Consider the following 21,645-nt stretch of genomic DNA (forward strand, 5'->3'; position numbering starts at 1 on the left):
GAAGTTTCAAAGGAGTGAGCATTAACTCCACCCAACATGAATTGGCTAAACATCGAAATATCCTGCAATAACCCTTACGATCGAGCTCTTCTGCTAGCAAAGTGCTTTACAACTTCGTAAACTTTCTGCTTATGAGTCTGATTTTATGTTTTAGTATAAATAGTTTTGATCAGGACAATACTCTCAACGGTAGTAAGGCAACAAATCTAAAACCTTATCTAGGTATATGGTTTCCACAGGAAATAAAGGGGTGGGAGGAATCGTTAAAAATTAAAAATCGTTAAAATTAAAGCTAACCACTTTGCAAAGGAATTTGAAAGCACCAAAATCTGTGAAGAGCAGGCTCGGTTCAGCATAGCATGAGAGGTAACCAAACCCTCCAGTAGTCACAGTTGCACAGCATACTGTAGCGGTATGTGATCATATGTGCTAGGACAACAGATTTCCTTTTTAAAGACCTAAAAAATTTAAAAAAGAGTTTTACCATGGTTTATAGCCTATGGCTCATCTCCGTCCGAACTTTCTGAATATCACCACAAGCAGCACTACAGCACTCAGGATTACTATGCCACCTATTATCCATGAGAAACTCTTCTCCCTTACAACGACCTTGATCTCCTCAGTTTCCTCTAACTGATCTGACTTTATTTTGAGCTTAAGCTTGTACTCGCTTGGAATCGTGTTGGGTGGGATCTTAGCCTGAATATTTATGGGCAGAAAGTCTCCGGCTTTCAGGGCAGGAGAGGATGAAGGATCAACATTTACCTTCCAACCCTCAGGAGCATCTACTGAGATCTCTATGTTTGTTATATCTGCTCCTATACCTGTGTTTCTTAGAAGCCCTTGATATTTAACCTCCGCTCCCGGCTCGGAGATTATCAGATATCTGCCTCCAACAGGTTCGAAATATACTCTGTACTCTCCTTTCAGGTTTAGAGTTAGATTTTTCGTTGCAGAGCAGTAACCCTCGACATGTACAGTAAGATTGTAGGTACCGACTTTTGCTCTTGGAGGAACGATAACTTCCAGATAGACATCCTTTGATTCCCCTCCCTTAATGAAAACTTCTGAAATACTCTCTGGAGAATCTGCACTCTCTTTGAATCTGGCATAGAAGTTCTCTGGCAGTCCGGAAACAGATAGTGTATATGTTCCGTCAGCGTAGCCTATGTTTTCTATTTTAAGCCTGAACATCGGATTTTCATATCCAATTATTGATGTTATTTTTGGATTGCTGACTGAGATCTCAACAAAGTATGCTTTCTTCTCCAAAAGCACGGACTTCTCAATCTCCTTACCGGCTTTTATTTCAACATCGACCTCTTTATCGTAATATCCATCTTTACTGATTTTGACTTTGTACGATCCATCAGGAACCTCTATCAGTGCGGAACCATCTCCTGATGTGTAGAAGGTCTCGTTGTTGATCTTCACTTCAGCGTTGGTGACGGGTTTTCCATCCTTATCTGATACTTTCAGTATCAGCACACCGTTCTCGCCCTTGTGGGTCTTTGTTATTTCGATATTCAGGGTGATTGATTGCTTGCCGAGAATGGGCTTTACGGCATATTCTCCAACATCAGCAGAGCTATCACTTTCAACCCTGAAATAGATCGTTCTGGTTTCTTTTGGGCCAAGAACTATTTTGTAAACCTGATTATCTCCATAGAAGAATCTGCACTCCCATTTTTCTGGAACCTTGCAGCTAAGATCAACAGGATAGTATGCATTCAGTCTGTTCTCGACATTTAACGGGAAGGAAACCTCATCTCCCGCTTCAACTTTTATGCCTGTAATCGATGAGGTTATTCTGAGAGGCTTTTCGACATTCACTATGTTGATCTCAAGCCTCTCCTGCCCTCCAGCAGAGACCCAGATGTTGTATATGCCCTCATTTAAATCATCTGGCACATCCACTTCGAACTGGACGGTTATGGAGGAATACGGGCTCAGAGAGATTTCCTTTACCTCAACACCATTTACGAGAAACCTCCCGTTAAATCCTGAAGGTGCATTATATGAAAGCATATAGTCTCTTGTGCTCTCTCCATCGTTTCGGATAGTTAGATCAAAGGTTACTGTCTGCCCGGGAATTGCATTTATGCTCTTAATCGATGTTTGAAGCGAACCAACTGTCAGCAGAGCCAATATCAAAACTCCCACAAACAGGTACTTCTTTTTGGTCATGTTATCTCACTCCTTAAGAACCTGATATAGCTTAAAGTGAACATGACTACTGGCAGAACAACAAAGCCGACGAAATTCTTTGTTACATCTTCACTCTCAAAAAACATGTTACTTTCTGATATTTTTGATATAAGCTTCATATAATTCATTCCGGGAGAGAAGATCTCGAATAGCTCACTGATAGCTCTCTTCTTTTTGTAGTACTCGTTTAAAATCCTCTCTCGCTCCTCCATTTTTCTCTGAATTTCCTCATACTTTGCTTTGTCATCTCCAACCCTGATGGGAACCTCATGGGTATAAACATCTGGAGGTGGACCCACGATGTAGTTTGAGACGATCGAGCCTATGAACGGTATCACGAAGGATAGGACTATAAAAATGGCAATGGCTTTGACAAGTGAACTTCCAGAGTTTTTTGAGGTTGTTGAGGTTAGCAGGCTGATCGAGAAGAATGTGAAGATGTATGCTATTGTCAGCAAAGCGAACTTTACTATCGCTATCATATCATCTATCGTTGGAGTAAATCCTTTGATCAGCACGATTCCTAATCCAATTACAGTGTTGAGAAAAACAACCAGTGTTATAGCCATCAAAGCTCCCAGAGCCTTTCCGTTGATTATCTGATCTCTGTAAACTGGATGGGATAGCAGGGTCTTGAGTGAGCCGCCCTCCCTCTCCTTTGAGATCAGGTCGAATCCCATGGCAAGGCCGAGCAGAGATCCGAAAGATGATAGGCCGATCGTACCACTGAATCCAAAAAATTCCATTACCGATATTCTTGTGGCTCTGTAGTCTCCAATCCCCTGGAGGAAAGAGAATACTGTAAGGAGCAGTATTATTGCCAGAAACATTAGAAATCTCTTGCTCGTTATGTGATCCACGAACTCTTTTTTCGCCACCGTAACAACACTCACGCCTCTCCCTCCACAAGGCTAAGGTAGATCTCCTCGAGATTTTGCTCCTCAAGATGGAGTTCTTTTATTAGGTAACCCTCCTCAAAAAGCTTTTTTGAGATCTCAGTTCTGCAATCTCTATCAGAAATTATCCAGAATCTGTCATTTTCAGCTTTAACTTCCCCAAAATCCTCGAATATGGAAGGATCGGGCTTTGGATCAGCCTCAACCAGGATCCTCACATTATCCTTGCCGAGTTCATCGATCCTGCCTTTGGCAATTAGCCTGCCTTTCGAGATTATTCCGACAACCTCGCAGACCTCTTTAACTTCCGATAGAATGTGGGATGAGAAGAATATTGTCTTTCCTTCCTTCTTTTTCATCTTTATTATCTTCCTGAAATCTGCGGAACCCTTCGGATCGAGACCGGATGTCGGCTCATCAAGAAATATAACTTCGGGATCGTTCAGGAGGGCGTTGGCCATTCCTAGCCTCTGCTTCATACCCTTGCTGAACTCTCCAACCTTTTTGTCCGCAGAATCCGCAAGGCCAACAAGCTCAAGCAAGTCATCGATCTCCTTGAGAGCCTCGTTTTTCGGAATTTTGTAGAATTCTGAAAAGTACAGCAGGTTTTGTCGGGCAGTCATGTTATCGTAGAATCCCACTCTTTCTGGCAAATACCCGCAGATTTTCTTAACTTCAAAGGGATTTCTCACAACATCTATACCGGATATCTCAACTCTGCCAGAGGTTGGCTGGAGCATGCCCATTAGTATGTTTATCGTTGTGGTCTTTCCAGCACCATTCGGGCCTAAAAATCCGAAAACCTCGTTATCATCAATTTCCAGATTTAAATTATCGAGAGCTTTAAATTTGCCAAAAATTTTTGTTAGGTTTTGGATAACTATCATCATGACTTGAGCAATACATCTAAATTTAAAAATTTTGTTTTTGTCCTATTTTATCAATTCTATCTTATTATTTTATACATTCAAAAAGACTGAAAATGAGAGGATGTTAAAATTGAAAGTATTTTGCGGCAAGTGCATTATAAAAAATTGATTATGTTCGGGATATCAAGAAATAGTTAATTTTATTAATGGTTATAGGTTAAAGCAGAACAAACCTGAACAGGAGAGATGTTATGATCGAAACGCTGTTCATCGTCACACTGCTCGTATCAATATATATGGCCTGGAACATAGGCGCCAATGACGCTGCGAACTCGATGGCAACATCTTACGGAAGTGGAGCTTTAACGCTGAGGCAGATAATAATCATCGCTGGAATTCTGGAATTTTCTGGAGCTTTTCTGTTCGGTAGCAGGGTAACGAAGACTGTTGGAAAGGGTATAGTTCCAATAGAGCATCTTGATCCCACAATAGTTACGATTGGTGCTTTATCGGCCATTCTGTCTGCGGGGCTCTGGATAACGATCGCGACATACTATCATCTTCCTGTGTCAACATCTCACTCAATTGTTGGTGCTATGCTTGGATTTGGCTTTGCCGCGGTTGCAGAGGATCTGATACCTCTTGAGAGCATCAAGTGGGGAGTTCTGTATAAAATAGCTTTGAGCTGGGTTGTATCTCCTCTTACTGGAGCTTTACTGGCTTTTATAATATTCTCTCTTATAAGGATTTTCATTTTGTCTAATATGGATGTTGATAAGGTTGAAGGTGTTTTCAGGTATCTTCAGGTTTTAACCGCATGCTATGTCGCTTTTGCTCATGGTAGCAACGATGTTGCCAATGCTGTTGGGCCCATATCGGCGACCTTTGGCTTCTCAGAAACACCTTCATGGATTTTGGCTCTTGGAGGCTTGGGTATAGCCATCGGAGTTGCTACATGGGGTTACAGGGTTATCGAGACGGTTGGAAAGAGAATAACTGAGTTAACTCCTACAAGAGGTTTTTCAGCGGAATTCGCAACCGCAACTACGGTTCTGTCAGCCTCATACTTCGGAATGCCGATCTCCACGACCCATACTCTTGTGGGGAGCGTTCTGGGAGTTGGATTTGCTGGAGGATTGGCAAGTGTTGACATAAGTGTGGTTAAAAGAATTATATACTCTTGGGTACTAACAATTCCAGCAGCAGCAACCCTCACGATAACGATATATACGCTAATGGTGGTGTTCATATGAGGTTCATAAGATCTATCACCGATGTGTTTGGATACTCACCCTTTAAGACGATTCACAAGCACAGTGAGTACTGTGTTGTAGCGATCGATCATTTGCTCGATCAGTTTGAAGCCTTTGTAATGGGAGATATGGCTTCCGTCGAGAAAATTGAAATGGAGATAGACACGCTCGAGCATGAGGCAGATAAGCTGAAAGCTGAAGTCAGAACTCATGTTACGAAATCCCTGAGACTTCCGGTCGATAGACAGGACCTTCTGACATTTTTGGCATTTCAGGACGAGATAATTAACTATACGGAGCATGTCTGCCACATGTTCACATACAAGATCGTGGAGAACATGGATAAGGATGTGGAGAAGAAGCTGAGAAATCTGCTCTACAAGCTCAACGAAATCGTTTGCCTGTATGAAGAGATGATCGATGACATGCTGGAATGGATCGCGAGGTCGCTCAGCAAAAAGGAGATCGGGGGGATACTTGAAAAGGTTGACAAAATTGAAAAAACAGAGCATGAGTGTGATAAAGTGCAAATAGCTCTGCACAAGAAGCTTTTCAACAGCGATATGGAGTTTCTTGACATAATTCTGCTCAGGAACATAGTGATACACCTCGGAGAGATAGCCAACAGCACGGCAAGAGCCTCAGATTCGTTGAGGACGATGGTTCTCGGAAGATAGTTAAATGATTTTGAATTTTTTATCGTTATAATAAAAAGTTTTATAACTCTTTATTTTTTGGATTTGAACGGGGAGGAATCTATATGGAGTACGAGAAAGTTAAGCCACCAGAACAGGGAGAAAAAATTGAGTACGAGGACGGAAAGCTCAAGGTTCCAGATAATCCGATTATACCTTATTTCGAGGGAGATGGAATTGGAAAGGATGTTGTTCCCGCAGCTATAATGGTTCTGGATGAAGCTGCGAAACTTTATGGCAAAGAAATTTCATGGTTTAAGGTTTATGCTGGAGAGGATGCTTACAGGCTTTACGGGAAGTACCTGCCGGATGATACGATAAATGCGATAAGGGAGTTCAGGGTTGCTTTGAAAGGACCGCTGACAACTCCCGTGGGCGGAGGATTCAGGAGCCTGAATGTAACGATAAGACAGATGCTCGACCTGTATGCGAATGTAAGGCCAATCTACTATCTGAACGGCGTTCCAAGTCCGATAAGACATCCTGAGAAGGTTGATATGGTCATCTTCAGGGAGAACACGGAGGATGTCTATTCCGGTGTGGAGTGGCCTAGAGGAAGTGAGGGAGCACTCAAGGTTATAAAATTTCTGGCTGATGAGCTTGGAGTGAATATAAGGGAGGATTCTGGAATAGGAATAAAGCCGATAAGTGAGTTCGCAACCAAAAGGCTCGTGAGGATGGCGATACAGTATGCAATAGACAACAATAGAGAGAGCGTTACCTTGGTTCATAAGGGAAATATAATGAAGTACACCGAGGGAGCCTTCAGGGACTGGGGCTATGAGGTGGCAAGAGAGGAATTTGGGGATGTAACGATAACAGAAACAGAGCTGTGGGAGAATTATGGCGGTGAGGCTAAGGGCAAGATCGTGATAAAAGACAGAATAGCGGACAACATGTTCCAGCAAATCCTTACAAGAACAGACGAGTACGATGTGCTTGCGATGCCGAATCTCAATGGAGATTACATGAGCGATGCAGCCGCTGCGATGGTTGGAGGACTTGGCATAGCTCCGGGATCCAACATAGGTGATGGAATCGGTGTTTTTGAGCCAATACATGGATCCGCTCCGAAGTATGCGGGACAGAACAAAGTTAATCCAACTGCTGAAATCCTCACAGGAGCTTTGATGTTCGAGTACCTCGGATGGAAGGAAGCGAGTGAGATGATCAAAAAGGCTGTGGAAAAAACTATTCAGAGCGGTATCGTGACTTACGACATTCACAGGCACATTGGAGGCAACCTCGTTGGAACGAGGGAATTCGCTGCGGAGGTTGTGAAGAACCTTCAGAACCTTTAAATTCTTATTTTGGTTTTTGTTTGCTTGCTGAGTTTTGTTTTATCTACCGCTTCACGCGCTATCTATTATAAGATTCATAAACTTGACTTTTGAAAGAGCTGAAAGAAAGATATGGGATGGAATGAGGACAATCTGAACATCCTCGCTGAGTCTGGAAGCAATGGGCATTCTTCGAATTGGAAGTAGAGGACATCTAAACTGAAGAGCTTGGGGATTAAAAAGAAGGTTTGTCTCTTGAGTAATTCATGAAAGACATTAAGAACAGTTCGGAGTTTATTGAAAGGGGCTCACACATCTGGAAAGAGATGGCTGGCATGAGGAGTAGCTTATATGAACTCCTCTGGCAAGGAGAAGAGTCCTGAGATAAAACCGACGATTCTTGAAAAAATAACTAAAGCATGAGGGAATTTTTTAATCACGGAAATCCATTACAGTCCAAATCACAGAACCCTGTAACCCTCCACATCCAGAGCCACACGGCTGAAACCAAACTCCCTGAGAATGCTTGCTATCTCCTTTCTTATCTCAAATGCTCTGCTCACCTCATCCTCAGCAACCTGTAGCCTGACATCATCTCCATTGAATGTCTGGTAAACTCTAACCCTGACAACCCTGAATCCCAGCTCCAGCAACCTGTCCTCGGCTCTTTCGATCCTGCTGAGCAGATCCTTGGTTATCTGGTGGTTGAACTGAACTCTCGTAGCCGTGCATGAGGCTGGAGGCTTATCCCAGTTTGGAAGCTTTAACTGTTTTGCAAGCTCCCTGACCTGCTCTTTGGTGTAGTTCTTTAAGGGACTTATGACGCCCAAATCCTTTATAGCCTTTATCCCCGGTCTGTAGTCGGAGAAATCGCTTGCGTTGCTGCCGTCCAGTATCTTAGCCTTCGGGAACTCGACCATGGTTCGGTAGATCATGGCCTTCTTGCAGTAGTAACACCTCTCTGGTGGATTCTGCATGAATCCGGGTATTTTAAGCTGTGAAAGCTCCAGAATTCTGTGGTTCAGGCCAAGCTTTTCTGCAAGCATCTTTGCGTACTCTATCTCCCTTTCTGGAATGGCTTCCCCCTTTATCGTCACCGCAACGCTGTCCTCATCAACCATCTTGCATATGTACGCAACCAAGGTTGAATCAGCCCCTCCACTGAATGCAACAACCTTTTTTCCCTCTAAGCTTGCAATCTCCTCCCTGATTTTTGCTATCTCTTTTTCCGGATTCATCTTAGACCTCTCAGGACCTTAACCACTAAAATATCAGCTCCTCAAGCATATCTTGCTCTAAAGCAAGCTTTATCTCTCTAGCTATTCTCTTGCCCATGTACATGTTCTCTCCGAACAGTATGTAGGAATATGGAGATGCTGGAATTCCAACATTGGTTCCAGCAACGATTCTTGCTGATATCTCGAAAACGATCATCTCAGCGTTCTCGTTGAACACAGCCTCCAAGCAGAAAGGCCCAACCATCCCAGGATAGGCTATCTCCTTTGAAACCTCAACCACAGCCTCTCCAGCCCTAAGAACCTGAGAGAGCAGGCTCTCCCTCAGCACAACGGGATAGTTTCCTACAACCGTATATGTTGGTGAAAATTCCATTTTCATCTGAATCTCAGCCGGAATTCTTCCAAGTCCATCCACATTTGACTCGTATCTCCTATCGACTGCTATAAGCTCCACCCTGCTGAAAACTGGAGAGTAAAAGTAAGAGAAATAGACATTCGCTCCAACTATGTACTCCTGAATGAAAACCTCTTTCAGATCTTTCTCCTCTATCAAACCCTGCTTAAGCATCTGTTCGGATTTCTGGAGGAAATCATCATATCCTGTGGCAAGAAAGTATCCCTTGCCGCCTTTCGCTCCCGGAAACTTGACTATACACAAACCATCGATATCCTCCGGCCTTTCAATTATCCTCGGAGTCCTCAATCCGGCAGAACTCAGGGCAGAGTTCAGCCATCTGTCCTGCATCTCCCTCACGGTCTCCCAGTACATAAGCTCCCTGTTGCCGAATATCGGAAGCTTGAGCTCATCCAGTTTCCCTATGTATGCGTTGAATGATCCATGAGGGATCAGAATTCCGTTCATGTCTGCAATCTCTCTTTGCAGGTCTTTTCTGAGTAAATCTGAATAATCATCTATTTCAATTATCTCATCAGCAACACCAAAGCTTTCGTAAATTATCCTTTCCTTCTCTCTGCAAATGCATACGGTTCTGAAACCCTCCTCCTTAGCTCCTTTAAGTATGTTCAGGGCTGAATGGCTGCCGAGGGTTGCTATTGCTATCTTCTCGTGATCATACGAGTTCAAAACATCCAGTATTTCTTTCCTTAACCTATCAAGCTCTTTCATGATTTCAACCTTTTACGAATTGTTCTGCTTATAAGATAAGCGAAAACACCCGCTCCAAAACCGTTATCTATATTGACAACCGCAACTCCGGAGGAACAGCTCTGGAGCATTGAGAAGAGAGCGGTTAAACCGCCTAAACTAACACCATATCCAATCGAGGTTGGAACAGCAATTACAGGAACATCAACAAGTCCTGCAACAACCGATGGCAGAGCACCCTCCATACCTGCTACCACTATAACGGAATCAACACTATCGCTGTTTATCTCTTTGATGGGTTTTATCAGCCTGTGTATTCCAGCAACTCCGGCATCGTAGTACTTCTTAACCTCCAGCCCGAGAAACTCGCATGTCTTGACAGCCTCCTCAGCAACAGGAATGTCAGATGTTCCGGCGGAGATGATGGCGACCTTTCCTATAACCTCCCTCTTCTCTCCGACAATAACAGTTCCTGATCTCTCAGAGATGTCAAGCTTGCGGTCTCTGAACTCCTTCTTTATCTCCTCAATCTGCTCCTTGCTTGCTCTCGTAACCAGAACACCCTTCAGGTGTTTGAGGGCGTTTTTTATTATCTTCACGACCTCTTCAGGGCTTTTCCCTTCAGCATAGATTGCTTCAGGCTTTCCGGCCCTCTCTATTCTGAGGTGATCGAGCTTGGCGAAATCCTCTATCTGCTCGTAGAAGAATCTGTTAAGTTCATCCATAAAATCTGGCTTGCCTTTTGCGATCTCAAGGATTCTCCTGAATTCTTTGATGTCCATCACATTCCCTCTCTTATCTCCTCGTGGTATTCCTGAATCGATTTAACGATAACTTCCTCAAAGCCTTTCCTCTTTATGGACTCTATCGCCCTGACAACGGCCTTGGCACCGCTTATCGTGGTTATGTATGGAATGTTGTGATCGACTGCAGCCCTTCTGATCAGAAATCCCTCAGTCTTGCCCCTCTTTCCTGAAGGAGTGTTGATTATGAAGTCGATCTTCCTGTTTATGATCGCATCGATGACATTTGGTCTGCCCTCACTGACCTTCAGCACAACCTCGGCATCAACACCGTTGTCTCTCAGATAGGTGGCAGTTCCGGATGTTGCGAGGATCCTGAATCCCATCTCCTTCAGTTTTCTCGCAACCTCAAGGATCTTGGCTCTGTCAGCCTCCTTAACGCTTATGAAAACCGTCCCCTCGGTTGGCAGCCTCATACCTGCTGCAAGCTCGGCCTTGTAGTAAGCAAGCCCGAAGTCGTAGTCTATGCCCATAACCTCTCCAGTAGCTTTCATTTCAGGTCCGAGTATTGGATCAACTCCTGGCAGTTTATTGAATGGGAACACTGCCTCCTTCACAGCAACATGTTTTGGAGTAACTTCCTTAACTCCAAGCTCCCTGAGCTTCTTGCCTGTCATGAGCTTTGCCGCTATTTTCGCAAGCGGAATTCCTGTGGCTTTGCTGACAAAGGGAACTGTCCTACTCGCTCTCGGGTTGACTTCAAGCACATAAACCTTATCTTTTATCGCGTACTGTATGTTCAGCAGGCCAATCACGTTTAGAGCCAGGGCTATTTTCCTCGTGTAGTCTTTGATCGTCTCTATATGCTCATTAGTGAGGGATATTGGTGGTAAAACGCAAGCGGAGTCACCGCTGTGGATTCCAGCCTCCTCGACATGCTCCATTATGCCCCCAATCAGCACATCCTCGCCATCGCAGAGGGCATCAACCTCAACCTCGATCGCATCCTCTAGGAATTTGTCTATCAGCACGGGCTTGTCCTCGCTGACATCGAAAGCCTCGGCAACATAGTTCTCGAAGCTCTGCTCGTCATAGACGATGACCATTGCTCTGCCTCCAAGCACATACGATGGCCTGACGAGAACAGGGAAGCCTATCTTTTTGACGATCTCCCTCGCCTCTTCAAGGCTGAACGCAATTCCGTTGGGAGGTTGAGGAATACCTAGTCTCTCTATGAGGTCTGAAAACCTCTCTCTATCTTCAGCAATATCTATGGAGTCCGGAGATGTTCCGAGAATCCTGACACCAGCCTTCTCAAGATTTTTTGTGATGTTGAGTGGTGTCTGCCCGCCGAACTGGACGATGATACCTTCAGCTCCCTCATTTTCGTATATGTTCAAAACATCCTCGAAGGTTATTGGCTCGAAATAAAGTCTGTCAGAGGTATCGTAATCTGTTGAAACTGTCTCAGGATTGCAGTTTACCATTATGGTTTCATAACCATCTTCTTTGAGGCTGAAAACACCGTGAACGCAGGTATAATCGAACTCTATTCCCTGTCCTATCCTGTTAGGGCCTGAACCAAGGATCATGATCTTCTTTTTGTTGCTCGGTATGGCCTCATTCTCATCCTCATATGTTGAGTAGTAGTATGGAGTTTTAGCCTCGAACTCTGCAGCACAAGTATCGACCATCTTGTAAACTGCATTGATTCCAAGCTCTTTCCTTCTCTTTCTCACTTCCATCTCCGTTGTTTTGAAGATGTACGCGAGCTGCACATCTGAGAAGCCAAATCTCTTCGCTTTCAGCAGGTATTTCCTCGGCAAATCCTCTATCGTGTACTTCTTCGAGAGTTCTTTAAGCTCATTTTCAAGGTCGAGTATGTTCTTTATCTTGGTTATGAACCATGGGTCAATTTTCGTCAGCCTTGAAATCTCTTCAACGCTCAGACCCTTCAGGAGGGCATATCTTATGTAAAATATCCTGCTTGGGTGAGGAGAGGCGAGCCTCTTCAGTATGTGATCCATGCTCGGATCCTTGTCCCTACCATCACATCCGATTCCGTATCTCCTAATCTCAAGGCTCCGCAGGGCCTTCTGCAGAGCCTCCTCAAAAGTTCTTCCGATTGCCATGACCTCTCCAACGCTCTTCATCTGGCTGCCCAAGGTTGGATCGGCTGTTGGGAACTTGTCAAAAGCGAATCTCGGGATTTTGACGACAACATAGTCTATTGTGGGCTCGAAGCTGGCTGGCGTCTCCTTCGTTATATCGTTCGGTATCTCATCGAGCGTATATCCAATAGCAAGCTTTGCGGCAATCTTGGCTATCGGAAATCCGGTTGCCTTCGAAGCCAGAGCAGATGATCGGCTAACTCTCGGATTCATCTCTATCGCAACAACCCTGCCGTTGTCAGGATTCACAGCGAACTGGATGTTGCTGCCTCCGGTCTCAACTCCAATCTCCCTTATGATCTTGATTGCCGAGTCCCTGAGATACTGATACTCGACATCCGTGAGAGTTTGGGCAGGAGCAACCGTTATGCTGTCTCCCGTGTGGACTCCCATCGGATCGAAGTTCTCGATTGAGCATATTATCACGACATTGTCGGCCAGATCCCTCATGACCTCCAACTCGTACTCTTTCCATCCAATAACTCCTTCTTCAATTAGGATCTGGTTGATCATCGACATCTCAAGGCCTCTCTCAGCGATATCCTTCAGCTCCTCTCTGTTGAAAGCTATCCCTCCGCCAGTTCCACCAAGCGTGAAAGCAGGTCTTATAACAACCGGATATCCAATTTCCTCTGCTATCGACAGCGCCTCATCAACACTGTTTGCCGTGTCGCTTTTGGGAACCTCAAGCCCAATCTTCTCCATGGACTTCTTGAACAGCTCTCTGTCCTCAGCCTTTTTTATAGCAGAAAGCTTCGCTCCTATCAGCTCTATGCCGTACCTGTCGAGCACACCAAGCTCCCCAAGCTGAACGGCAACATTCAGTGCTGTCTGTCCTCCGAGTGTTGGAAGAATGGCATCCGGAACCTCCCTTTCGATAATCTTGGCAACAAAATCAGCGGTTATGGGCTCGATATAGGTTTTATCTGCCATCTCCGGATCGGTCATTATCGTTGCTGGATTCGAGTTCACGAGCACGACCTCATAGCCTTCTTCCTTCAGAGCCTTGCAGGCCTGACTTCCGGAATAGTCGAACTCTGCAGCCTGACCTATTATAATTGGTCCTGAACCGATAACCATTATTTTTCTCAAATCCTCTCTTTTAGGCATCGCTCTCCCTCTCAATACTCCTTTAAAAGCCTGTGGAAGTTGTCAAAGAAAAAGTATGTGTCATGTGGCCCGGGACCAGCTTCGGGATGGTACTGTACCGTGATGAGTGGATATTCCTTATGCCTCATGCCCTCTACGGTCATATCGTTTAAGTTGAGCTGGGTAACTTCCAAGCCAGTCCCATCAAGGCTTTTCTCATCCACAGCAAAACCGTGATTCTGACTTGAGATGAAAACCCTCCCGGTCTCATAATCCTTAACGGGCTGGTTGGCACCTCTGTGGCCAAACTTGAGCTTGAAGGTTTTGGCTCCCAGAGCTAAGGCCACAAGCTGATTGCCGAGGCATATACCCGCCATCGGAAATTCTCCTGCGAGCTTTCTTATCGTCTCAATCGTTGGCTTAACCCTCATTGGATCTCCCGGACCATTGGAGATGAAAACACCATCGGGATTAAGCTCCTTAATCTTCTCGGCAGGATAATTGTATGGAACCACGGTCAGGTTAATCCCGCGCTTTACAAGCTGTCTTATTATGCTGTTCTTTATGCCACAATCAACCAGAACGACCTCCAGCTTACCATCAGCCTCAATCCTTTTTGGCTCTTTGACGCATACCCTGTCAACCAAATCTACTTCGGTTATAGATGGCTGTTCAACAGCCCTTTTGAGCATCTGATCCTTATCGTAATCTCCAACTGCGAGAACAGCCTTCATCGCTCCATATACTCTCGTCTTTCTCGTTAAAGCCCTTGTGTCAACACCCTCAAGCCCCGGAATGCTGTACTCCTTTAGAAAATCATCAAGGCTTTTTCTGCACCTCCAATTGCTGGGAACTCTGCAGAGTTCTCTTATCACAAAGCCCTCAACCTTTATGCCATCGCTCTCAAAGTCCTCCTCGCAGACACCGTAGTTGCCTATCAGCGGATATGTCATCATCAAAATCTGCCCGGCGTAGCTTGGATCTGTAAGGGCTTCAACATAACCGGTCATGCTGGTGTTGAAAACGAGCTCACCCTCAACATAGCCTTCAGCTCCAAAACCATAACCTTCGATGAAGGTTCCATCTTCGAGTGCAAGGGCACCCTTCATTTCATCACTCATCGAATCACCCTAAGTGGACTCCTTTATCTCCTTTAGCTCTTTCACAACCTCTTTCAGGCTTGGACAATCGAATATCTTTCTGCCAATGACCTCGTTTGCGATGGCCTTGTACATGTTCGATACCGCAACCCTGAGATTTTCGGGCAGGTTGGGCGGTCTTCCCATAACCTTTCTCCAGTTCTCGGTTCCCTTTGTAACTCTCAGCCTCTTGTACCAGTATGTTTTTCTGTAATGCCTTCTCAGTATCTCCTTACTCAGCTCGAAACCATCGTAGCTGAACCTGCACTCATCAGGTGTACCGACAGCATCAACGAGAACTATGCTGCCCTTCTCATCAACAGCAAACTCAACCTTTCCATCCTCATTCTCGATGCCTATCTCGACCATTCTCCTGGTGATAATATCATTTATCTTCATCGTTAAATCTATCAGCTTCTCAAGGTTCTCTCCAAGTCCGGAAATCTCTTTGGCTTCCTGAACTGAGAGGTATCGATCTTCATCTTCAAGTTTGGTGCTGAAGTCGATTATTGGTCGCTCTAACTTCATGCCCGGAACGGGCTTCTCCTTCAAGCCGAGATCCTCAAGCTTTAACTCTCCTCTCTCAAGTCTCCTGAACACACTCGAACCCTCAGGAAGTTTGTTTCTGTAGATAACCTCAAGCGGGATCAGATAGTTCTTCAAACCCTCCTTAAAGGCTGAGTAGTCGTATCCATTGTTCTTATGAGGTTTTATAACTCTGAAGAGCTTGACTTTCATCTCATTTACTGGCTTTTCAATCTCGTCTATTCTCTTTACCTTCTCTCCGTCAAGCAGTCCTAAATAATGCGTCTCGATCCCCTCTTCTTCAAGCCTCTCGAAGAAGTAGGCTGAGATCAGGCAGAGAGATGCACCTTTTCCATCGATTTTGTCGGGCATCTCTCCATAATCGAAAACTGAGTATCTATCTGAAAAAGTGAAGACTCCAACTCCAGCTTTTTCACCGTCTGGATGCTCTATAACCCTTAAATCTTTCACACTGCCCATCCAGATTGATTGCTGTGAATTGTTTAATAAATGTTTTTCCATTATCGGTGGGTTTTATGTTTACCAGTTTTATGTTTACTGTTCTTTAGCTGATCTGATTGGCTACTGGCTACCCATTTCTTAAAAATTTCTGGAATTTTCTGGAATTCGAGATAAAAATTTAAAAAGAAAAGTCTATAGCTTCCTCGCAACGATCATCTTCACATCATCTTTCATCTTGAAAACATTCAGTATTTCAAAGCCGGTATCCTCTAAAGCGTTTATATATCCCTCAAGGCTCAGATCTCCTTCAAATGTATAGGCCTTCAGACCCTTCTCTATTCCGAAGTTCCACAGATTCCAGTGCAGATCTGCGAGATCTATGTCGGACTCGGGAAAACACTGCCGGTTTATGTAAATTCCTCCATTCTTCAAGCATCTCCATATCTTTGGAATCAGTTCAGCCCTTTTCCCTCCTGGATTGTAGGATGAGAACACGATGTCGTAATCCTCTCCGAGCTCATCCGTGAAGAAGTTTCCGGGTATAACATCAACCCTTCTGGCATTGTACTTCCTTATGTACTTCTTTGTCTCCTCTACAACATCTGGCAGATCGAAAACATAAGCTTTCAGATTCTCATTCAGCATTGTAAACGCTATTGAATAAAGCCCATGCCCTCCTCCGAGATCTAGGAGCTTTCTTGCCTTTCTGAAGAAATTTAGTGAAGAGATGAGTTTAACAGTGCTCTGCAACTCACCGAGCAATGAGTTCTGTGCTAATGAGTGTATGATTCTCTGGGAAAAGAAGTTCTCGATGTTGAATCTTGTCTGCTCACCTTTCAGGGCTTTGGGTAAGTTGAGCCATATCAGCGAACTCTCCATGGCATTCCTGACATAGTACAGCTGGGAGTATGGAGAATCTGTCAGGAACTTATCGGCCATCTCGCTGTTCACATATCTGTCGCCATCTTTCCTCAACAACCCGAGCTTAACAAGGTTCTCAAGAAACAGGAAGAGGATCTTGTTGTTGAATCCTGTCTTCGATTCAATTTCGTGCAGGGTTTTTGGTTCTTTAAGCATGTCGAATATTCCTACATCGACGGCACTTTTGAACAGGAAGAACTTCCTGAACCCATTCAGAATGTCCTCAAAGAAAGGCTCAAATTCTTCAGGAGGTTCCATAAAAAGCTCGTTAAAGCGATATACGGCTTCCATTCTAACACCTCACAGGAACTATCAACCTCTTTCCATCTTTTTCAAAAACGGAAACAGAGATCCCATAAACCTGCCTTATATTCTTCTCATTCAGAACCTCGCTCCCACCATTTGCGACAATCCTCCCATTTTTGACCATGATTATTCTGTCAGCGTATATGGAAGCGAGGTTGAGATCATGCATGGTCAGAATTGCCGAAATTTTTCTCTCCTCAGCAATCCTTCTGAGAATATCCATAAGCTCGATCTGGTTTTTGAGATCGAGGTTGTTTGTCGGCTCGTCGAGCAGGAGAATCTTCGGCTCCTGAGCTAAAGCTCTTGCTATAACAACTTTCTGCAGCTCTCCTCCACTCAACTCATTAATTTTCAGCCAAGCATTACAACCGAGAGAATGAGCAAAACAAGCAATAACCTCTTCATTTCATCACCTCAAATGGGTTGAAATGTTCAATACCCCTTCCAACAACGCTGTGAACATGATCCAGGCAGGCGAGGCAGAAAACCTTCCCATCCCTGTCTTTCCTTGTTTTTGTCTCCATTACAAGCTCTCCACAGACTGAACACCTCAGACTGTTGAAAATTGGAGCCCTCTCTATTGGTTTCACATTAACTTCCTTAATCCAGAAATCCTCCTCAGGAACTCCAGCAAGCTCTCTCCCGATATCCTCCCACAGTTGTCTGAATTCCTCTAGCTCTTTTTCGTCTCCCTCTCTTCTGACGATGACCCTATCAAACAGCTCCAGTACATCTTTTGGGAAGTACTTGCTCCTGATGTTTTCAGCATCAACATAAACCCTGATACCCTTCCACTCTCCTCTTTTAACAACAGTAACGGCATTCTTTCCAATATCAGCGTAGATCAGGCTGTTGTTCCCGAATGTGCAGCCGGTAGCTATCTGAACACCATCAGCAAAACAGTTGTTACATTCAACAATAGCCAGTATTTCCTCTCCAACGCTCTCTTTATATTCGGCTCTATCTATTCCAAGCTTATTTAGAGCTATAACTGATGCTTTAATCCCGAGAACCAGAAATGGACAGATATGGCCGTGAAATTGCTTTGCAGTTTCTATGAGTCTGTATACATCATCATCTTTTCCCATACCCTAAGTTGAATTTGGTATTAAAAAAGTTTTATGTTTTGCTACGGAGTCATAAAATTACCATGATTTAGTATCAAAATTGGTGTTGCATTTGTGCTTGATGTAATATTTCTAATTTGGTTTACACAATCGATGAAAAAGGGTAGTCAATTAACATTAATTTTAATTACAGTATTTATTAAACCCTCGCTGGTTGTGAATCATTTATAATTACCGGATTAAATTTTTAAATTGCATAACTGCACGGTTGCGTAATGGTGCAAACTGAACTTCTCAACAGGAAATCAAATTCAGAGCTATACTTCAGTGGCGAACTCTGCAGGGGGTGTCAGATATGCACATCTGTTTGCCCAAGAAACGCGATATCTGTTTTCAGGGATGATGGGGGATTTACTGCGGAAGTAGGCGATAACTGCAACCTCTGCGGAACATGCTCTGATTTCTGCCCGTATGGGGCTCTGGCAGTTAAGCGAGATGGAAAGAAGGGAATCTTTACGGAAATCCTTAAAAAAGAGCTTGAATTCGAGAAGGTAAGTGTAGATGACAGCAAATGCACCTACTGTGGGTTGTGCATGCAGAACTGCCCACATGATGCCATATCGGTTAAGAGAAAGCTGAACATCGGGAAGATAAGGGGAGGAAAGATCGAAATCAGGGATGGATGTATCAACTGCAGGTTGTGCGTGATGTTCTGCCCGACGAAGGCAATTTCTGTATCTGACAGGCCTGAAATTAATGAGGATAGGTGCATATACTGTGAGATCTGCTCTGCTGTTTGCCCGAAGGATGTTATCTCTGTACACTGCGATTCATGCAGACTCCAGGCAAGTAATGTTCTTGAAGGGCGTGTTGAGGTTGATGAAAGCAGATGTGCGACATGCGGGATCTGTGCAGAGGTTTGTCCAGAGAATGCGATAAGGGTTAACAGGCTGTTCAAGGGTAGACAGCACTTCAAGGCTGAGAAATGCTACGGGCTTGACTGCTCAATCTGCAAAGAGATATGCCCGAATCTGGCCATTCAGTACAGATACACACCTGAAAAAGAGGTTATCTTCCTTGATAGATGCAACTTCTGTGGTGTCTGTGAGAACTCCTGTCCTGCTGGAGCCATAGAGATCGAGAGAGAACTGAGCGATGATGTAAATCTGCTTGAGATTCATCTGAATGGAAAGAAGGTAAACAAGAAATCTGTTATAGCTGTTAACGATAACTGCTTTGGTTGCGGGATATGCAGTTCTCTATGCCCGTTAATCAAGGGAGGATTGACGATTGACCTCGCTCACGGGAAGGCTGTGGTTGTAGATTCATCAGCCTGCACGGCGTGTGGAGTATGCTCATCCAACTGCCCTGCGGGAGCAATAACAATAAGGGAGGTAAAAACTTGAATTTTTTCTAGTTTTCGAATTCCTCAACCATTTCAGGTTTTTTCTTTTTCAGAACTTCCATGGCTGTTAGCCATATTGCCGCGTTCATCAAATGAACTTAATATAGAATCAAATAAATTTGTCAATGGCTCCAAAGGAAATGATTATGAAAATATCATGAAAACTTAACACCCAATCCTTTCTTCTTGTTTCTGAGCATGATGTTGATCAGGAGTGGAGTTATACCCTCCACGAATGAGGATATGGATAAAGGCCCAGCATCAAATGCTTCAAGCCCGTCTATTGAGTTTATGATCTCAATTACCTTCTTCTTCGCATCATCGTCGTCTCCACAAACAGCAACGCTCCAGTCGAACTTTGAATTCAGATCTGCAAACCTCTCTGCCGGGACATTGTTGAACGCGCAGATAACAGTGCTGTCCTTAAGGATTGAAGCGAGCTTCTGTGCTGCAGACCCCTCGGGAAGTTTGGAAATTCTCATGACATCTCCATCCTTTTCCATTGGCACGAGCGGTGAGATCACAATCTTACCTTTAAGCTTGCCCCTCAGCTTTTCAGCGGTTGAGAAAGCGTGCCTCCATGGGATGGCGAAAATGGCTATCTCGCACTCTTCAGCGGCATCCTCATTGGCCAGCCCCCTGACTCTTGCGGAACTGATTTTATGGAGTACGCTGTTGTACTCCTCAGCAACCCTCTTCGCCTTTTCAAGCCCTCTGGATCCAATTATAACATCGTAGCCGTTCATGGCCAAGCGAATGGCCAAACCTCTTCCTAAATGCCCAGTACCTCCTATCAGGGCTATCTTCATTGAACCACCGATATGGTTTTGGTTGGCTTTGGTCTCTCAAATTATTCTATCACGGACAGGTTGAGTTCAACCCCGTTCGGGGGCTTACTAATGAAACCCTTTTCCATCAACATTTTTATTTTTTCTTCGGTTGTGAGTATTATGTCTTTTGCTCTTTCATAAACATCTTCTTTCGAAAGCTTCAGCCTTGCAACTCCCTGCTCGATAGCCTTCATTGCTGTGGCTGTGGCAACTTCTGGAAAGACATCTGGCTCTGACATTTTTGGTATCACATAATCTTCGCTCAAACCCTTTCTCTCCGCATAAGCCACAAGGGCTTTTGCAGCCTCGATTGCCATCTCATCGGTTATCGTTCTCGCCCTGACTTCCAGAACACCCCTGAAAACTGCTGGGAACACCAAGGAATTGTTCACCTGATTCGGAAAGTCACTTCTACCAGTCCCGACTATCCTCGCTCCAGCTTCCTTAGCCTCCCACGGCCACATCTCTGGTATTGGATTCGCCTCAAGGAAAACGATGGCATCATCATTCATCTTCTCGACCCATTCCTTCCTGATAACTCCTGGGCCCGGTTTGCTCGCTGCAATCAGCACATCCGTCCCCTCAATTGCCTCTGCCATCCCTCCCTCTCTGCCCTCGCCGTTCGTTTCGAGGCAGTATCTCCACTTGTATGGATCTTTATCTTTCCCGGCCTCGATATCCTTTCTGTTTGGATGCAGAATTCCCTTGCTGTCAACTATGAATATCTTCTTTGGATCCGCTCCAGCCTTTATCAGAAGCCTCACGGCTGCGACATTTGCGGCTCCAACACCTATTACTGATATGTAAACTTCTGAAAGTTTCTTACCAACAACCTTCAAGGCTCCAAGTGTTGCTGCGAGAGTTGCTGTGGCTGTACCCTGCTGATCATCATGCCATACCGGGATGTCAAGCTCCTCTCTGAGCCTGTCGAGGATGTAAAAGCACTTTGGCTTGGATATATCCTCCAGGTTGATACCTCCAAATGTTGGAGAGATAGCCTTGACTACCTCGATAAACCTGTCAGGATCCTTTTCATCCAGAACAATAGGAATCGCATCAACCCCACCCAGATACTTGAACAGCAATGCCTTTCCCTCCATAACTGGAAGGGCAGCTTTAGGTCCAATATCTCCGAGACCGAGAACTCTTGTGCCATCTGTGACGATTGCAACAGTATTCCATTTGTTCGTGTAATCGTACACCTTCTCAGGATCCTCTGCTATTTCCAAGCAAGGTTTCGCAACTCCGGGAGTATACCACACACTGAAATCTCCTAGGTCTCTGATAGCACATTTCGGAACAATCTCTATTTTACCTCTGTAGTGTTTATGCCATGAGCTTGAGATTTTTTCAGGAAGTTTAGCTTTTTCCAGCAATTCTTCGACTGTAACCTTCATATCTTCCACCTATTTACAATGTTTTATTATTAACTAAATAACGCTT

At 44.5% G+C, this 21,645-nt stretch carries 18 protein-coding genes; 4 read left to right on the forward strand and 14 right to left on the reverse strand.

The genetic code is table 11. The annotated features are described in order from the left end of the window. Nucleotides 1-504: 504 nt before the first annotated feature. Genes ASULF_RS02035 through ASULF_RS02045 form a run of 3 tightly spaced genes read right to left on the reverse strand, consistent with a single transcriptional unit; the run spans nt 505 to nt 3,994 of the window. A complete protein-coding gene (locus ASULF_RS02035) occupies nt 505-2,187 on the reverse strand; it encodes a COG1470 family protein (RefSeq protein ID WP_015590033.1) in 1,683 nt (560 codons plus the stop codon). Continuing rightward, nucleotides 2,184-3,101: an ABC transporter permease gene (locus ASULF_RS02040; protein WP_015590034.1), complete on the reverse strand. Its 918-nt coding sequence runs from the start codon at nt 3,099-3,101 to the stop codon at nt 2,184-2,186. The genes ASULF_RS02035 and ASULF_RS02040 overlap by 4 nt, the downstream gene beginning before the upstream one ends. Beyond that, nucleotides 3,098-3,994: an ABC transporter ATP-binding protein gene (locus ASULF_RS02045; RefSeq protein ID WP_015590035.1), complete on the reverse strand. Its 897-nt coding sequence runs from the start codon at nt 3,992-3,994 to the stop codon at nt 3,098-3,100. Before ASULF_RS02045 ends, ASULF_RS02040 begins: the two co-directional genes overlap by 4 nt. Nucleotides 3,995-4,224: 230 nt before the next feature. Here ASULF_RS02045 and ASULF_RS02050 point away from each other — a divergent pair, with 230 nt between their 5' ends. The 3 genes from ASULF_RS02050 to icd all read left to right on the forward strand — a co-directional run bounded on the left by ASULF_RS02050 (nt 4,225) and on the right by icd (nt 7,222). Continuing rightward, nucleotides 4,225-5,226 carry an inorganic phosphate transporter gene (locus ASULF_RS02050; protein WP_015590036.1) on the forward strand — a complete coding sequence of 334 codons (1,002 nt, stop codon included), beginning with the start codon at nt 4,225-4,227 and terminating at the stop codon, nt 5,224-5,226. After that, nucleotides 5,223-5,903, forward strand: a complete 681-nt coding sequence (locus ASULF_RS02055; RefSeq protein WP_015590037.1) for a TIGR00153 family protein — start codon at nt 5,223-5,225, stop codon at nt 5,901-5,903. The genes ASULF_RS02050 and ASULF_RS02055 overlap by 4 nt, the downstream gene beginning before the upstream one ends. An 83-nt stretch (nt 5,904-5,986) precedes the next feature. After that, entirely contained in the window at nt 5,987-7,222 is a 1,236-nt protein-coding gene (icd, locus tag ASULF_RS02060) for an isocitrate dehydrogenase (NADP(+)) (protein WP_015590038.1), read from the forward strand. A gap of 440 nt (nt 7,223-7,662) precedes the next feature. On the opposite strand, the gene larE is transcribed toward icd, so the two are convergent. The 9 genes from larE to ASULF_RS02105 all read right to left on the reverse strand — a co-directional run bounded on the left by larE (nt 7,663) and on the right by ASULF_RS02105 (nt 17,988). After that, the gene (larE, locus tag ASULF_RS02065; protein WP_015590039.1) at nt 7,663-8,439 is read right to left on the reverse strand and encodes an ATP-dependent sacrificial sulfur transferase LarE; all 777 of its coding nucleotides are present in this window, start codon (nt 8,437-8,439) and stop codon (nt 7,663-7,665) included. Between the two features lie 25 nt (nt 8,440-8,464). Further along, nucleotides 8,465-9,565: a formate--phosphoribosylaminoimidazolecarboxamide ligase gene (locus ASULF_RS02070; RefSeq protein ID WP_015590040.1), complete on the reverse strand. Its 1,101-nt coding sequence runs from the start codon at nt 9,563-9,565 to the stop codon at nt 8,465-8,467. After that, the gene (larB, locus tag ASULF_RS02075; RefSeq protein WP_015590041.1) at nt 9,562-10,326 is read right to left on the reverse strand and encodes a nickel pincer cofactor biosynthesis protein LarB; all 765 of its coding nucleotides are present in this window, start codon (nt 10,324-10,326) and stop codon (nt 9,562-9,564) included. Before larB ends, ASULF_RS02070 begins: the two co-directional genes overlap by 4 nt. Then, nucleotides 10,326-13,568: a carbamoyl-phosphate synthase large subunit gene (gene carB, locus ASULF_RS02080; protein WP_015590042.1), complete on the reverse strand. Its 3,243-nt coding sequence runs from the start codon at nt 13,566-13,568 to the stop codon at nt 10,326-10,328. Before carB ends, larB begins: the two co-directional genes overlap by 1 nt. Nucleotides 13,569-13,579: 11 nt before the next feature. After that, nucleotides 13,580-14,668, reverse strand: coding sequence for a glutamine-hydrolyzing carbamoyl-phosphate synthase small subunit (gene carA / locus ASULF_RS02085; protein WP_015590043.1), 1,089 nt, complete (start codon nt 14,666-14,668; stop codon nt 13,580-13,582). A gap of 9 nt (nt 14,669-14,677) precedes the next feature. Next, on the reverse strand, nt 14,678-15,691 hold the full coding sequence (purC, locus tag ASULF_RS02090) for a phosphoribosylaminoimidazolesuccinocarboxamide synthase (protein WP_015590044.1): 1,014 nt from the start codon (nt 15,689-15,691) through the stop codon (nt 14,678-14,680). A 174-nt stretch (nt 15,692-15,865) separates the two neighbouring features. Beyond that, entirely contained in the window at nt 15,866-16,885 is a 1,020-nt protein-coding gene (locus ASULF_RS02095; protein ID WP_015590045.1) for a methyltransferase, read from the reverse strand. Between the two features lies 1 nt (nt 16,886). Next, nucleotides 16,887-17,240 (reverse strand): ABC transporter ATP-binding protein, encoded by a 354-nt coding sequence (locus tag ASULF_RS02100; protein ID WP_015590046.1) that lies wholly within the window; start codon nt 17,238-17,240, stop codon nt 16,887-16,889. Between the two features lie 61 nt (nt 17,241-17,301). Next, nucleotides 17,302-17,988, reverse strand: a complete 687-nt coding sequence (locus ASULF_RS02105) for an FmdE family protein (RefSeq protein WP_015590047.1) — start codon at nt 17,986-17,988, stop codon at nt 17,302-17,304. Between the two features lie 254 nt (nt 17,989-18,242). Between ASULF_RS02105 and ASULF_RS02110 the strand changes: the two genes are divergently transcribed. After that, nucleotides 18,243-19,373 (forward strand): 4Fe-4S binding protein, encoded by a 1,131-nt coding sequence (locus ASULF_RS02110; protein WP_015590048.1) that lies wholly within the window; start codon nt 18,243-18,245, stop codon nt 19,371-19,373. Between the two features lie 154 nt (nt 19,374-19,527). On the opposite strand, the gene npdG is transcribed toward ASULF_RS02110, so the two are convergent. Both npdG and ASULF_RS02120 read right to left on the reverse strand, forming a co-directional pair. Beyond that, nucleotides 19,528-20,181 (reverse strand): NADPH-dependent F420 reductase, encoded by a 654-nt coding sequence (gene npdG, locus ASULF_RS02115; RefSeq protein ID WP_015590049.1) that lies wholly within the window; start codon nt 20,179-20,181, stop codon nt 19,528-19,530. A gap of 41 nt (nt 20,182-20,222) precedes the next feature. Beyond that, entirely contained in the window at nt 20,223-21,599 is a 1,377-nt protein-coding gene (locus tag ASULF_RS02120; RefSeq protein ID WP_015590050.1) for an NAD(P)-dependent malic enzyme, read from the reverse strand. Between the last annotated feature and the right edge of the window lie 46 nt (nt 21,600-21,645).

Origin of the sequence: Archaeoglobus sulfaticallidus PM70-1 (assembly GCF_000385565.1) — an archaeon.
GTDB classification, from domain to species: domain Archaea; phylum Halobacteriota; class Archaeoglobi; order Archaeoglobales; family Archaeoglobaceae; genus Archaeoglobus_A; species Archaeoglobus_A sulfaticallidus.

Coding starts and splice junctions, on each gene's coding strand:
- ASULF_RS02105 (WP_015590047.1), bottom strand. CDS start 17,988: ATGGGAAAAGATGATGATGTATACAGACTCATAGAAACTGCAAAGCAA.
- larB (WP_015590041.1), bottom strand. CDS start 10,326: ATGGACATCAAAGAATTCAGGAGAATCCTTGAGATCGCAAAAGGCAAG.
- larE (WP_015590039.1), bottom strand. CDS start 8,439: ATGAATCCGGAAAAAGAGATAGCAAAAATCAGGGAGGAGATTGCAAGC.
- ASULF_RS02035 (WP_015590033.1), bottom strand. CDS start 2,187: ATGACCAAAAAGAAGTACCTGTTTGTGGGAGTTTTGATATTGGCTCTG.
- ASULF_RS02050 (WP_015590036.1), top strand. CDS start 4,225: ATGATCGAAACGCTGTTCATCGTCACACTGCTCGTATCAATATATATG.
- ASULF_RS02095 (WP_015590045.1), bottom strand. CDS start 16,885: ATGGAAGCCGTATATCGCTTTAACGAGCTTTTTATGGAACCTCCTGAA.
- carB (WP_015590042.1), bottom strand. CDS start 13,568: ATGCCTAAAAGAGAGGATTTGAGAAAAATAATGGTTATCGGTTCAGGA.
- ASULF_RS02045 (WP_015590035.1), bottom strand. CDS start 3,994: ATGATGATAGTTATCCAAAACCTAACAAAAATTTTTGGCAAATTTAAA.
- npdG (WP_015590049.1), bottom strand. CDS start 20,181: ATGAAGATAGCCCTGATAGGAGGTACTGGGCATTTAGGAAGAGGTTTG.
- ASULF_RS02070 (WP_015590040.1), bottom strand. CDS start 9,565: ATGAAAGAGCTTGATAGGTTAAGGAAAGAAATACTGGATGTTTTGAAC.
- ASULF_RS02110 (WP_015590048.1), top strand. CDS start 18,243: ATGGTGCAAACTGAACTTCTCAACAGGAAATCAAATTCAGAGCTATAC.
- icd (WP_015590038.1), top strand. CDS start 5,987: ATGGAGTACGAGAAAGTTAAGCCACCAGAACAGGGAGAAAAAATTGAG.
- ASULF_RS02055 (WP_015590037.1), top strand. CDS start 5,223: ATGAGGTTCATAAGATCTATCACCGATGTGTTTGGATACTCACCCTTT.
- purC (WP_015590044.1), bottom strand. CDS start 15,691: ATGGGCAGTGTGAAAGATTTAAGGGTTATAGAGCATCCAGACGGTGAA.
- ASULF_RS02120 (WP_015590050.1), bottom strand. CDS start 21,599: ATGAAGGTTACAGTCGAAGAATTGCTGGAAAAAGCTAAACTTCCTGAA.
- carA (WP_015590043.1), bottom strand. CDS start 14,668: ATGAGTGATGAAATGAAGGGTGCCCTTGCACTCGAAGATGGAACCTTC.